The organism is Rhodococcus sp. PvP016 (genome assembly GCF_017832185.1).
Classification (GTDB): Bacteria; Actinomycetota; Actinomycetes; order Mycobacteriales; family Mycobacteriaceae; genus Rhodococcoides.
The window spans coordinates 1660077-1672406 of the sequence record NZ_JAFIBH010000001.1 but is presented as its reverse complement, the minus strand read 5'-3'; the positions used below and the strand labels follow the sequence as shown (position 1 = coordinate 1672406).

The following is a 12330-nucleotide window of genomic DNA, read 5'->3' as shown; positions in this document are numbered from 1 at the left end:
GAGTATACTGTTGGCGTGTCCCAGCTGTCGCCCCTCTCGCCGTTCTCCGCCTCCGGGCACTCTCCCGCCTGTGCCGAGACGGCAGGCGATCCACTCGTCGTTCCGCCGGCGCAGGAGTCGGGGTCCCTGTCGGTCGACGGTCGGCATGTGCACTACGACGTGCGTGGCGACCCCGCGAGTCCCGCGGTTGTGCTCGTCCACGGCGCCCGCGCACACCGCGGCTGGTGGCACGCCGTCCTCGCTGCCGGACTCGCGGACTCGCTTCGCGTCGTGACGCTCGACCTCGCAGGGCACGGCCTCAGCGAGCCCCACGAGGATTACAGCCCGGCCGGCTGGGCCCGCCAAGTCGCGGAGGTCGTCCGTCAGGTCGCGGGTGGACGCTGCGTCGTCGTAGGTCACAGCATGGGCGGTCTGGTCACCTACGCGACGGCCGCCCTTCACCCCGACCGGGTCAGCAGGGTCGTCACCTTCGACAGCAAAGTGCGCATCCCCACCCCCCACGGTGGTGCCAAGGTGCGCGGGATCCCGGGAAAGCCACTGCGTCCCTACGCGACCAGGGACGACATCCTCGACGCGTTCCGGTTGCTTCCGCCTCAGCCCTGGATCAACCCTGCCGCCGTACGCCACGTCGCAGAGATGGGCATCGTCGAGCGCGATGGGGCGTGGCGCTGGCGGTTCGACCCTGCCATCGCCCAGCGCTTCTGCGACGACGAGGTCGCTCGTCACCTGCGCGACCTCTCGTGCCCCGTCGACTTCTTCCACGGTGCCGAGAGCACGCTCGTCTCGCACGAGACCGTCCGCGACGCGGACGTGATGGTCGGCGGATTGTCCACCAGCGCAGCCATTCCGGGCGGTCACCACCACCTGGTCCTGGATCAGCCCGAACTCGTACGTGACGCCGTCATAGGCGCGGTCGAACGAGATCGAGCGTCGCAGAGACGAGCCGGCGCCTGAAGGCCGCGCTGGGCCTCACCCACTGGTGAGCCGCGCGGCGCGGCGACTGTCAGCGCGCCAGGATCGCCTGTGCGGTCACGGCGAACGACTCGGACGTCAGCCGTTGTCCCTGGATGCGCGCGCACTCCTGCAGGTAGGTGTCATCCGGCAGATGACTCCTCGACAGCGCGGCGTAACCCTCGAGAGCAGGACGTCCCACCGGGACCCACCCCTCGATGAGGTCGACCGACGCTGCGAGGGCGTCGTCGGAACGCACTCCCACCCCCAGCGCGGCGGCCTGGTCCGCATTCATCGGTCGCTGCCCGAGTAGGTGCCACAGCGCACCCGGCAGCAATTCCTGCAGCACCTTCGCGCCACCCGTGCCCGGGATCAGCCCCAATGTGGCCCATCCTTGCGCGAGCTTGGCCTTCGGTCCCAGGAACCGCGCGTCGCACCACAGCGCGAGATCGAGTCCCAGCCCGATCGCCGCACCGTCCACCGCAGCCACGGTCGGAATCGGGCACTCGCGGAGAGCGCGCACCATCGACTGGAAGTCGCGATAGACGAACTCCGAGACGCCTGCGGCGTCGCGGCCTTCGATCGCCTCGACAATGGCCGGAAGGTCACCACCGGCACTGAAGGCTCCTTCGCCGGTCAACACGACCCCCAGGGCATCGGGGTGGGCCGCGGCCGCCGAGATCGTCCGGCCGAGCAGGGCGGCCTCGCGGGGTCCGAGAGCGTTACGGACCTGCGGCAGACGGATGGTCACCACCGCTGCTCGGCCTCGTAGCTCCCATGTCACGCTGTCCGTCATGTGAGATCCTCTCGGACGGAACGGATCCGCCCTGGTCGTGTGATGCGGACTGGGGTGGGGCGGAACGACGCGAGAATCACTTGAGCACGAAACCCTCGTAACCGTTCTCGGCGATCTCGTTGCACCTGGCGACGTAGTTGCCGAACCCGCCCACGTAAGGGATGAAGACGCGCGATTGGTCGTCGGCGTTGACGTGCACCATGTAGTTCTTGGTGCGCAGACGCAGCAGTGAACCGGCCGCCTCTGCGACGCGGGCGGTCCACTCGTCCTGCGCTTCCTCGCTCGCTTCGATCGTGGCATAGCCGGACTTGTCGAGGTAGGCGATGCAGTCGCCGATCCAGTCCATGCACTGCTCGTTGTGGACGGTCAGGTTCGCGAGCACAGCGGGGCTGCCGGGACCGGTCGAGATGAACAGGTTGGGGAATCCCGTCGTCGTCATGCCGAGCAGAGTGCGAGGACCGCGATCCCAGTGGTCGGTGGGCGAGGCACCCTCGGCGTTGCGGATGTTGGCGTTGTCGATGGCACCCGTGAAAGCGTTGAATCCGAGCGCGAAAATGACCAGGTCCAGCTCGTGATGGGTCCCGTCGGCCGTGATGATCCCGGTCTCGTCGAAACGCTCGATCGCGTGCTCGGACACGTCGACCAGTGTCACGTTGTCGCGGTTGTACGTCGCGTAGTAATCGGTGTCCACGCACAGTCGGCGGGATCCGACGGGATGATCCTTGGGACACAGCTTCTCGGCCAGTTCGGGATCGTCGACGATGGAACGGATCTTGTTCCTCACGAACTCGGCTGCGACGCTGTTGGAGAAATCGTCCGTGCCCTGGTCGGCGAAGGTCCGCTGGAACACGTGCCCGCCGTAACTCCACGACTTCTCGAGGAGCTCTTCGCGCTGCTCAGGCGTGAGATCTGCGGCGTTCGACGTACCGGGGCTGACGTGCCGCGCTCCCGCGCTCGCCATCAGAGCTGCACGTTCGCCGGGTACGTCCTGCCGAATGCGGTCCCACGTGTCCTTGGACATCGGCCCGTTGTGGGCAGGCACCGAAAAGTTGGGAGAGCGCTGGAACACCGTGACGTGCTCGGCCACCTTCGCCACGACCGGGACTGTCTGCACGCCGGACGAGCCGGTGCCGATGACGCCGATCCGGCGACCGGCCAACTCGACCTCGCGGTCCGGCCAGTGTGATGCCTGAACCCACTCGCCCTGGAACTTCTCCAGGCCGGGGAATTGCGGATCGCGCGCCGCGGAGAGGTTTCCGGTCGCCATGACCAGGAATCGGCAGGTGAAAGTGTCACCAGAGCTGACCGTCACGCGGTAGCGCGACGCTTCCTTGTCCCATTGCGCGCCGGTGACCCAGGTCTCGAACAAGAAGTGACGACGGATGTCGAACCGGTCTGCAACGTGGTTGAGGTAGCGCAGAAGCTCGGACTGGGTCGCGTAGCGCTCGCTCCACTCCCACTCGTTGTAGAGCTCGGAGGAGAAGTAGTAGCAGTAGTCGAAGCTCTCGATATCGACCCGTGCCCCGGGGTAGCGGTTGTGGAACCAGACGCCGCCCACGCCGGACGCACCTTCCAGCCCGAGGACGCTCAGGCCCTGACTCGCGAAGCGGTGCACGCCATAGAGGCCTCCGATGCCTGCACCCACCACGACCACGTCGAATTCCCGAGCAGTCTCGGGCACGTCCACGACCTCTTCGAACATCTAGTGCTCTTCTCTACAGTATTCTCTATTGACGGGAGTTTTAGCGGAGAAGGTCCCCATCCGCTGCTGGACACTGTACCGCGACATCGGTATGAGTGCACTTAATTGCCTAATATGCCTGAACCACTACCGCCCCGGAAGGGCACCGACACCATGAGAAGTCTCCACTGTCCCTGTGGCACCACGATCGACGCGACCGACGACGACCAGCTGGTCGATCGCACGGAGAAACATCTCGCCGAAGCCCATCCCGGCCGCACCTATTCGCGGCTCGAGATCCTGTTCCTGGCTCACTCGTCCTGATTCGCTGCGGCGGCCTCCTGTGCGAGCCGCACGGAGTCGAGTATCGCGAGGCCCTCGACGGCCAGACCGTTGCTGAGACTTTCGTCGATGAGCCGCTTCAATCGGCCGGTGAGCACGACCCGGGTGTAGCGCATCTGGAGGACGGGCCGTGCAGCCAATTCGCGCGCGAGCTCGCGCGCCCTCGGCATCAGCTCGCCCGCAGGCATGACCTCGTTGACGACACCGAGGTCGAGCGCCTCCGCCGCCGACAACACCTGACCGGTGAGCAGGAAGTACCGTCCGCGGTTCGGGCCGAGCAACTCCTGCCACACCACTTGGACGCCGTCCCCGGGGACCGAGCCGGCCAGAACGTGCGCCTTGTCCTGCAGGATCGCACTCTCGGACGCGAGGGTGATGTCCGACAGGAGGGCGAGCTCGGCGTGGATCGTCGCGGCTCCGTTCACCACCCCGATGACGGGGATCTCGATGTCGAGCAGCCGCCGGAGCAGATGCTTGCCCTCGTAGTAGATGACGTCCCACATCTGGGCGTCCGCCGTGCGCTCGTCCCAGGCGAAGACGTCGATGAAGCTGTCCCCGGTGCCCGTCAGAATCATCACGCGGTTGTCGCGGTCGTCCGCGATGTCCACGAACGCCCGCACCCAGTCGTGGTGGTGCTGCGGCGAGTACCTGACCGGGCCGTCGTCGCTGTGCAGCCTGACCGTCAGGACGCCCAGATCGTCGCGATCGAAGGCGATCGTGGGGTAGGCGTCGAAGTAGGCGGGCCGGTCGCGGTCCGCGCGGGTCACCGGTCGGAATCCGATGCGGCCGTCGGCTCGAGCGCCTTCTGCTTCTCGGCGACCGTCGAACCCAGGTGGGTCCGGTAGAACGTCGTCGCCACGGCCAACGACGCCACGAGCCCCGGCCCACCGTAGAAGGCCATGCCCTCGAACGGCAGCACCGTCAGCTCTTTCGGCTCCTCGAGGGCAGCGTGCACGTCCAGCGCCATCGAGAACGGATGGATCACGTCGTAGCCACTCCCTGCGATGACGAGGGCCGGACGCGGAGCGATCTCCCGGGCGAATGCGAGCGGCCGCCATTCGGCCACTTTCTCGAGCGACTCGAGCGCCATCGGCACCGAGGTGGTCATCGACGTGTCACGGGGTCCCTTCCACGGCAGGACTGCTCGTTCGCCCGACAGACCGATCGACGGAATCGTGCCGGAGGGCTGACCGGCGAACCTGCCGCGGCGGTCGGCCTCGAGCTCGTCGAGCAGTTCCTCCCATTGGCTCGGGTTCCGTAACACCTGCAGCCACCCGCGGCCGTCGGAGACCGGCACCTGGGCCACGACGGCCTTGACCCGGCGATCGACACCCGCGACGTGGATGACGGTGCCGCCGGAGAAGCTCGTCCCCCAGATCCCGATCCGGTCCGCGTCGACCTCGGGTCGTGACTGGAGGTAGCTGATCGCATTGCGGTAGTCCTCGACCTTGTCGAGTGGGAAGTTCTTCTCGCGCGGCTCGCCCCCCGACTCTCCGAAGTAGCGGTAGTCGATCGACAATGCGGCGAATCCCGCCGCGGCGAAGTGCCGGCCCTGCTGCACCAGCGCCGCCTTGCCCATACCGAAGCCGTGTCCGAGCACGATTCCGGGCAGCTCTGCGTCGGGGTCGGCACCCTCCGGCAAGTAGAGATCTGCCGCGCACTCCAGGCCGAGACTGTCGAAAGTCACCTTCATGCGGATGCTCCCGCATCGACGGCTCTGGGCGTCACGACCAGCGGCAGGTGGATGATGCCCGACGAGCCGGCCGGCCGGTAGACGATCTCCGCATCCTCGGCGAGCTCGAAGTCCTCCGTCGCGGCGAACCACTCACGCATCACGATCTGCAGCTGCATCCGCGCCAGGTGGGATCCGACGCACCGGTGGGGACCGATCCCGAATGCGAGGTGCTTGATGCCTTCGCGGGTGAAGTCGACGGTGTCCGCGTGCTCGACGAGCGACTCGTCACGCGATCCGGACGCGAGGGCGTAGAGAACGGTCTCACCCTTCTTGATGAGCACTCCGCCGACCTCGACGTCCGCCTGCGCCACTCGGTTGCCCGAGATGAAGCTGTGCGTGCGCATCAGCTCCTCGATCGCGTTGGGGACGAGCGACGGATCCTCGTACAACTGCCGACGATGCTCGGGGTGCGTCGCGAGGAACGAGAAGCAGAAGGACAGCGCACTCGTGACGGTGTCCAGACCGGCGATGAACAGCTGGTAGCACATGTCCAGCGTCTCGTCGGGCGTCATGCGGCGACCGTGCACCTCGGACTGGGTGAACATCGAGATCAGGTCGTCGACGGGATTCTCGAGCCGGTCGGCGATCAGCCCCTCGAGGTAGGACTGAATCTTGAGTCCCGCCTCCAGCCGGAGCGTGGCGCTGTCGCCGTGCTGGCTCCCGTGGATCAGGTCGGTCTCCCACTGCAGAAAGGTGGTTGCCTGCTCGATGGGCAGACCGAACAACCGGCAGAACACCGTCGTGGGCATCGGCTGGGCGAAGTCATGGAAGAACTCGCACGAACCGTTGTCGAGGATCGGCTGGAGAAGCTCCTTGACGTCGGTCGTGATGGCCGGCGCCAGGTCGCGGACCTTGACCGGCGACAACGCCTTCGCCTCGACGGTCTTGTACGGCATGTGCAGCGGCGGGTCGAGCTCGACCGGGATGAGCTTGCGGGGCCACACACTCTTGCCCGGGAAGCTCATGTGCTCGTTCTTGAAGCCTTCGGCGTCCTGCAGCACGGTCTTGATGTCGTCGAAACGGGTCAGGACCCAGAACCCTCCGAAGACAGGACTCCAGAAGGTGGGGTGGTCGCTACGGCGAATCTCGTCGTAGAACGTCACCGGATTCGCCTTCAGACCGGGCTCGTTGAAATGGTCGAACACCCTGACCAGCTCGGCTGGCACGTGATCGGGCACGTCGAAGTCGGGACTCTCCGTGACAGTCGCGTCGGTCATGACGTCTCCTTCAGATGTAAGAGCGATAAGAGGATGCGGTTTTGAGGCTACGGTGGTTTTTCAGCCGATCTGGTCTGAGTAATGCGCACCATACGCGTAGTGTATCCCGCATCACAGTATCCTTAATTGATCCGGGCGCCGTCGACCGGGCTGAACGCCATCCAGGAGGAACAGTGAAGATCGTCGTCGAGAACGCCAAGTGCCAAGGGCACGGACGCTGCTACACCGAAGCCCCGGCCGTGTACTCCTCGGACGAGATCGGCTACATCGCCCAGGAAGGTTCGAACGAGGTCGCCCCGGGACACGAATCGCAGGCACGAGTCGGTGCCGGCGCATGCCCCGAGGCCGCCATCCGCGTGGTCGAGTAGCGCCCACGACACCCGGCGCCGGACCGGCGCCCATCCACCGACACGAAAGACACCATGAACCGACTTCAGAACAAGGTCATGCTCATCACGGGTGCCGGATCGGGCCTCGGGCGAGAGACTGCCCTCCTCGCAGCTCAGGAGGGGGCCAGGGTCGTCGTGACCGACAAGATCGAGTCGCGGATCGCGCCGGTCGTCGAGGCGATCGAAGCCGCAGGCGGCACCGCATCGGGCATTCGAGTCGACGTCACCAGTGAGTCCGACATCGAAGCCGGCGTGGCCCATGCGGTCGACACCTACGGCCGGCTCGACGTCGCGCACGCCAACGCCGGTGTGACCGTTCCCGGCTTCGGTTCCGTCGCGTTCGAGGACGTCACCGTCGAGGAGTGGAACACCGTCAACGATGTCAACTTCCTCGGCGTCTTCCTCACGATCAAGCACGCGGTCCGCGCCATGAAGACCACCGGCGGAGGAAGCATCGTCGTCACCACCTCGGCCTCCGCTCTCGTGGCCTACCCGGGTTTCGGCGCGTACGTCGCCGGCAAGACGGGTGCGATCGGGATCGTGCGTGCCGCCGCGTACGACTTCGGCAAGTACGGCATCCGCGTCAACGCGACCTGCCCCACCCACGGCATGTCGGCAAACTTCGGGCAGGACCCCGAGGCACCGGTGCTCGGTCGGTCGTACGAGCAGATGGCCGGCCCCTGGGACCCCACCCACGCGGTCATGCCGCTCCGGATCCCGGAACCGCCCAGCCTCGCCCACAACGCCTGGCCCGTCATCTTCCTCGCCAGCGACGAGTCCCAGTACATGTCCGGGACCGCGATACCGACCGGTGACGGCGGCCAGCACGCGCGGGTGTCCATCCCGTTCCCCGACCGATGGACCCTGAACGACGAGACTCCCGAGGTCGATGTCTGACCTCGGCGCTCGGTCGGTCACCGTGCCCGTCCCCATCGACATCCGCCTTCTCCCCTGCACTTTCGATCTCCCGAGGAGACCTACATGCCCCGTGTGACCTTCATCCAGGCCGACGGTCGCGAAGACGTCGTCGACGTCGCCGACGACACCTCCGTCATGCAGTCGGCCATGGACAATCTCGTCCCCGGCATCATCGCCGACTGTGGGGGCGAGCTGACGTGCGCGACGTGCCACGTCTACGTCGACGACCAGTCGCCTTTCCAGCCGCCCACCGCCGAGGAGGCCGACATGCTGGAGTGCGCCGTCGACCCGGAGCCGGAGAGCCGGTTGAGCTGCCAGCTGAACCTGCGCGGCGAGACCTCCACGGTCGTCCGCGTGCCCGCCTCCCAGCTCTGACGTCTCCGGCCGCCAGGGCCTCGATTCCACCCCACCCACCACGACCAGCTGGACGGATCAATCGTGAGCAGCACGCACACCACCGACGTACTCGTCATCGGAGCCGGGCAGGGCGGCGGCGAGGCCGCGGTGTCCCTGCGACGTCTCGGCCACACGGGCGCGATCCTGGTAGCCGGCGACGAGCCCCTTCTTCCCTATCGCCGCCCCCCGCTGTCGAAGGGACTGCTGACCGGCGAGGTGGATCTGGACGATCTCCTCGATCGTCGCGCCGAAGCCTACGAATCGGCCGGCATCGACACCCTGCTGGGAGCGAGTGCCGTCGAGATCGACACGACCGATCGGGTCGTCACGTTCGCCGATGGTGGAACTGCGACCTACGAGACTCTGATCCTCGCCACGGGGGCGCGAGCGCGGACCCTGGCGTCGATCGGCATCGCCGTCCCCGACGATGCACCGAATCTGCACTACCTGCGCTCGGTCGCCGATGCCGAGAGGCTGCGTCCCCAGCTGCGCGCGGGCGCTCGTCTCGTCGTGGTCGGCGGCGGTTATGTCGGCTTGGAGGTCGCCGCGTCCTCGCGCGGCCGTGGCGTGGCCGTCACGGTGATCGAGGGACAGGACCGTCTGCTCGCACGCGTGACGGCCCCGGTGGTGTCCGAGTTCTACCGCCGAGTGCATCACGACGAAGGCGTGGAGATCCTGCTCGACACCTCGGTCGCCGGGTTCACCTTCGCACCGGACGGTCACATCACCGAGGTGCTGTGCGACGACGGAACAGTGCTGCCCTGCGATCTCGTCGTGGCCGGTATCGGCGGAGTCGCCAACGTCGAGCTGGCCGCTGCGGCCGGGCTGCTCGTGGAGAACGGCATCGTCGTCGACGAGCACTGCCGGACGAGTGATCCGCACGTCCTGGCGATCGGCGACTGCGCCGCTTTTCCCTCCGTGCACGCCGGGACCACGATCCGTCTGGAGTCGGTGCCTAACGCGCTCGAACACGCGCGGGTGGCGGCAGCCACCGTGATGCAGGCCGCGGCGCCGACCCAGTCGCCGCCCTGGTTCTGGTCGGACCAGTACGACCTGAAGCTCCAGATGGTGGGGCTCTCGGCCGGCCACGATCAGGTCGCCGTGCGGGGTGACATGAGTGCGCGGAGCTTCATCGCCTTCTATCTGCGTGAGGGCGTCGTGGTGGCGGCGGACGCCGTCAACTCGTCACGTGACTTCGGTTGGTGCAAGAAGATCGTCGCGCTGCAGCAGGAGTTCTCCGTGGATCAGCTCCAGGACACCGACGCCGCACTGAAGGACATTGCTCGCGGAGTCTCGGCCTGACCGGTCGCGTCCGCCGGGCCGCGCGGCCTGCTCCCCGCGAACGTCAGACGGACGAGCTCTCGATCGACGCAGCTCGCGCGGCCCGGCGGTCGGGCTTCTGGACTGTCGTCAGCGGTACCTCACGAATGCGGACGAGCGATTTCGGCAGCTTGTAGCCGGCGAGGTAGGGCCGCGCGAACTCGCGCAACTCGTCGAGCTCGACGTCCCCGCCCTCGGTGCAGACGATTCCGACCTCGACCCGCTCGCCCCAGTACTCGTCGGGCACGCCGTAGACGATGACGTCGTGGACCGCCTGGTGGCGACGCAGCACGTCCTCGACCTCGGTGGGGAACACGTTCTCCCCGCCGGTGATGACCATCTCCTTCAGACGTCCACTGATGGAGAACCAGCCGTCGTCGTCGACCGCACCGAGATCTCCGGTACGGATCCCCTCGGCGGTGTAGGTCGCCTCGGTCTCGTCGGGTCTGCCCCAGTACCCGCGGCTCTGCCAGGGCGCGCTGACCACGATCTCGCCCACCTCCCCGCAGTCGGCCTCGGTGCCGTCCGCGCGCAGGATGCGCGCGTCGGCTCCCGGGTGGGGTCTACCGATGCCGGTCAGCCGCCCGGCGACCAGGTCTTCGTGCTCCACGCCGATGAGCGGTCCGAACTCGGTGGCTCCGTACCCCGTGCGGATCGCAGCGGTGGGGTAGTCGAGCATGACCTGCGCGATGAAGTCGGCGTTGGCTGCCATCGAACCCAGTCGGATTGCTCGCATACTGCCGCGCGGAGTCGAGTCGAACGATTCGTGGGACTTGATGGCCGCGAACATCGTCGGTGCGCCGGTGATCCGAGTGGCACCTCGGGCGATGGCCTCGAGCGCGAGAGTCACGTCGAACTTGCGCAGAATGTGCACGGTTCCGCCCGCGAACAGGCGAGAGAGCAGGTTCGTGCCCAGAGCGATGTGAAAGAACGGTGCGAAGTACAGCTCGACATCGAACCTCGTTCCCGGGTTCGATGCCGCGGACGCGTTCAACCACAGCCACAGGCCACGGTGGTCGTACCAGACTCCCTTGGGAATGCCGGTCGTGCCGCCTGTCGCGAAGATGATCGCAGGTGCGTCCTCGGAGACAGGCGCGAACACCGTCGGCTCGCCGGCCAAGGGCGCCAGACGTGCGCGCAGATCCGTCGTCGAGTGCGACGCCGCCAACACGACGACGTCGTAGCCGGTGGCCCGTGCCGTCTCGACATGTGTGTGGTCGGTGACGACCAGAGCAGGCTGAATGGGTTCGAGGAAGGCCGCGATCTCGTAGGGGGTCAGACGGGTGTTGATCGGCACCGGCACCAAGCCGGCTCCGAGTGCACCCAGGACCACGGTCACGTAGGTCGTCGACGGCTCCATGGCGATTGCGACGCGGTCGCCCGCCGTCAGGCCTGTGCCGCGCAGCGCCGCGGCGACACCGTCCATGCCGTCGATCATCTCGGTCCATGTCGTGTGTCCCCACGGATCGATCAGTGCGATCTGGTGACCTCGTCGCGACGCGATCGCTCGCAGCCTCGACGGGACGTTGAGCGGGCCTGTCATCAGTACTCTCCGCGCAGGCTCAGGCCGTGGTCGCTGCCGATTCCCAGGATGCCCGGGTAGCCGTCGTTGACCTGAGTGGCCTGGTGGCGGGAGTCCCCCCACACCGTGTCGATGATCCGCACGCGCTTGTAGAACAAGTGCGCGTCGTGCTCGCCTGTGAAGCCGATGCCGCCGAGATTCTGGATGTTGTCCTTCGCGCTGGCTGCCGCGCCGGTGCCGGCGACGGTCTTGGCGGTCGCGGCGACGTAGGGGCCGTCGACCCGTCCTGCATCGATGCACAGACCCGCCATGCGAGCCAGCGACGTCGACGACCACGCGCGGACTGCCATGTCGGCACAGCGCCGCGACACGGCCTGGAAACTGCCGATGGGTTTCCCGAACTGCGTCCGGGTCTTGCAATACCCGACCGACATGTCACGCATGGCCTGAAGCATCCCGGCGAGCTGCGCCGCTGTCAGCACGGCCGCCCGAGAGTGCAGGGCCTTCACGGTCGCGTCGTCAGCGGTGAGTAGCGCGTCGGACTCGGGACGCCGTACGTGGCCGAAGGCCGTACCGGGATCCAACGACGCGATGTCCTGCAGGTCGTCGGGCGTACGGATCAGCGAGACGGCGTCCGCAGACCACAGCAGCAGGTAGTCGGTGTCGATGCCGTCGACCACGACGAGCGGCTCGTCGTCGCCACGGACGACGGCAAGTCCGGCGCGGCGCTCCCCGGAGCTCAGCTCCTCGACGAGATCGGCAGCGTCGTTCGCGACGGCCAGCTGTGTCGCGAGCATCGTCGGCAGGTACGGCCCACTCACGAGACCGCGACCCAGTTCCTCGAGGAGGAAGGTCTCGTCTGCCAGGCCGAGTCCCACCCCGCCCGAGCTCTCCGGGACACCGAGGGCAAGCCATCCCAGGTCGGCCGTCCGCATCCAGGTTCTGCGGCGACGGTCGGCCTCGACCGGTCGGTGCAGCATCGACAGCGGCAGCTCGGCATCGATGAACTTGCGGACTGTCGCGGCGAGATCGTTCTGATCTTGCGTGGGTTCGAGGTTCACAA

The 12330-nt window shown here is 67.0% G+C and carries 13 protein-coding genes; 6 read left to right on the top strand and 7 right to left on the bottom strand.

Annotated features, from left to right (window positions below; genetic code table 11):
* The first annotated feature begins 15 nt into the window (after positions 1-15).
* Positions 16-954, top strand: coding sequence for an alpha/beta fold hydrolase (locus JOE30_RS07670; RefSeq protein ID WP_204870136.1), 939 nt, complete (start codon positions 16-18; stop codon positions 952-954).
* Positions 955-1003: 49 nt separating this feature from the next.
* Here the strand turns inward: JOE30_RS07670 and JOE30_RS07665 are convergent, their stop codons facing one another.
* Both JOE30_RS07665 and JOE30_RS07660 read right to left on the bottom strand, forming a co-directional pair.
* The gene (locus JOE30_RS07665; protein ID WP_204870134.1) at positions 1004-1747 is read right to left on the bottom strand and encodes an enoyl-CoA hydratase/isomerase family protein; all 744 of its coding nucleotides are present in this window, start codon (positions 1745-1747) and stop codon (positions 1004-1006) included.
* A 76-nt stretch (positions 1748-1823) separates the two neighbouring features.
* The gene (locus JOE30_RS07660) at positions 1824-3449 is read right to left on the bottom strand and encodes an NAD(P)/FAD-dependent oxidoreductase (RefSeq protein WP_204870132.1); all 1626 of its coding nucleotides are present in this window, start codon (positions 3447-3449) and stop codon (positions 1824-1826) included.
* A 153-nt stretch (positions 3450-3602) separates the two neighbouring features.
* On the opposite strand from JOE30_RS07660, the gene JOE30_RS07655 reads away from it, so the two are divergent.
* Positions 3603-3752 (top strand): DUF1059 domain-containing protein, encoded by a 150-nt coding sequence (locus tag JOE30_RS07655; protein WP_204870130.1) that lies wholly within the window; start codon positions 3603-3605, stop codon positions 3750-3752.
* Here JOE30_RS07655 and JOE30_RS21260 read toward each other — a convergent pair.
* From JOE30_RS21260 to JOE30_RS07645, 3 genes are read right to left on the bottom strand one after another with little or no spacing between them, the layout of a single operon-like run.
* Positions 3740-4537 (bottom strand): enoyl-CoA hydratase/isomerase family protein, encoded by a 798-nt coding sequence (locus tag JOE30_RS21260; protein ID WP_307806097.1) that lies wholly within the window; start codon positions 4535-4537, stop codon positions 3740-3742. The two genes, JOE30_RS07655 and JOE30_RS21260, sit on opposite strands and share 13 nt — an antisense overlap.
* Complete coding sequence (locus JOE30_RS21255; RefSeq protein ID WP_239532515.1) at positions 4534-5463, bottom strand: alpha/beta hydrolase; 930 nt, start codon at positions 5461-5463, stop codon at positions 4534-4536. The genes JOE30_RS21260 and JOE30_RS21255 overlap by 4 nt, the downstream gene beginning before the upstream one ends.
* Complete coding sequence (locus JOE30_RS07645; RefSeq protein ID WP_204870128.1) at positions 5460-6722, bottom strand: cytochrome P450; 1263 nt, start codon at positions 6720-6722, stop codon at positions 5460-5462. Before JOE30_RS07645 ends, JOE30_RS21255 begins: the two co-directional genes overlap by 4 nt.
* A gap of 173 nt (positions 6723-6895) precedes the next feature.
* Between JOE30_RS07645 and JOE30_RS21665 the strand changes: the two genes are divergently transcribed.
* The 4 genes from JOE30_RS21665 (at position 6896) to JOE30_RS07625 (ending at position 9727) form a co-directional block, all read left to right on the top strand.
* A complete protein-coding gene (locus tag JOE30_RS21665; protein ID WP_204870127.1) occupies positions 6896-7090 on the top strand; it encodes a ferredoxin in 195 nt (64 codons plus the stop codon).
* 54 nt (positions 7091-7144) lie between these two features.
* A complete protein-coding gene (locus JOE30_RS07635; RefSeq protein WP_204870126.1) occupies positions 7145-8008 on the top strand; it encodes an SDR family NAD(P)-dependent oxidoreductase in 864 nt (287 codons plus the stop codon).
* A gap of 84 nt (positions 8009-8092) precedes the next feature.
* Positions 8093-8404 carry a 2Fe-2S iron-sulfur cluster-binding protein gene (locus JOE30_RS07630; protein WP_204870125.1) on the top strand — a complete coding sequence of 104 codons (312 nt, stop codon included), beginning with the start codon at positions 8093-8095 and terminating at the stop codon, positions 8402-8404.
* Between the two features lie 63 nt (positions 8405-8467).
* Positions 8468-9727: an NAD(P)/FAD-dependent oxidoreductase gene (locus tag JOE30_RS07625; protein ID WP_204870123.1), complete on the top strand. Its 1260-nt coding sequence runs from the start codon at positions 8468-8470 to the stop codon at positions 9725-9727.
* A gap of 43 nt (positions 9728-9770) precedes the next feature.
* Here JOE30_RS07625 and JOE30_RS07620 read toward each other — a convergent pair whose 3' ends face one another.
* A complete protein-coding gene (locus JOE30_RS07620) occupies positions 9771-11288 on the bottom strand; it encodes a class I adenylate-forming enzyme family protein (RefSeq protein WP_204870121.1) in 1518 nt (505 codons plus the stop codon).
* On the bottom strand, positions 11288-12328 hold the full coding sequence (locus JOE30_RS07615; RefSeq protein WP_204870119.1) for an acyl-CoA dehydrogenase family protein: 1041 nt from the start codon (positions 12326-12328) through the stop codon (positions 11288-11290). Before JOE30_RS07615 ends, JOE30_RS07620 begins: the two co-directional genes overlap by 1 nt.
* Between the last annotated feature and the right edge of the window lie 2 nt (positions 12329-12330).

Excerpts from the sequence above, each read along its gene's own strand:
- JOE30_RS07665 (WP_204870134.1), bottom strand. The coding sequence starts at position 1,747 with ATGACGGACAGCGTGACATGGGAGCTACGAGGCCGAGCAGCGGTGGTG.
- JOE30_RS07660 (WP_204870132.1), bottom strand. The coding sequence starts at position 3,449 with ATGTTCGAAGAGGTCGTGGACGTGCCCGAGACTGCTCGGGAATTCGAC.
- JOE30_RS07655 (WP_204870130.1), top strand. The coding sequence starts at position 3,603 with ATGAGAAGTCTCCACTGTCCCTGTGGCACCACGATCGACGCGACCGAC.
- JOE30_RS21255 (WP_239532515.1), bottom strand. The coding sequence starts at position 5,463 with ATGAAGGTGACTTTCGACAGTCTCGGCCTGGAGTGCGCGGCAGATCTC.
- JOE30_RS07645 (WP_204870128.1), bottom strand. The coding sequence starts at position 6,722 with ATGACCGACGCGACTGTCACGGAGAGTCCCGACTTCGACGTGCCCGAT.
- JOE30_RS07635 (WP_204870126.1), top strand. The coding sequence starts at position 7,145 with ATGAACCGACTTCAGAACAAGGTCATGCTCATCACGGGTGCCGGATCG.
- JOE30_RS07630 (WP_204870125.1), top strand. The coding sequence starts at position 8,093 with ATGCCCCGTGTGACCTTCATCCAGGCCGACGGTCGCGAAGACGTCGTC.
- JOE30_RS07620 (WP_204870121.1), bottom strand. The coding sequence starts at position 11,288 with ATGACAGGCCCGCTCAACGTCCCGTCGAGGCTGCGAGCGATCGCGTCG.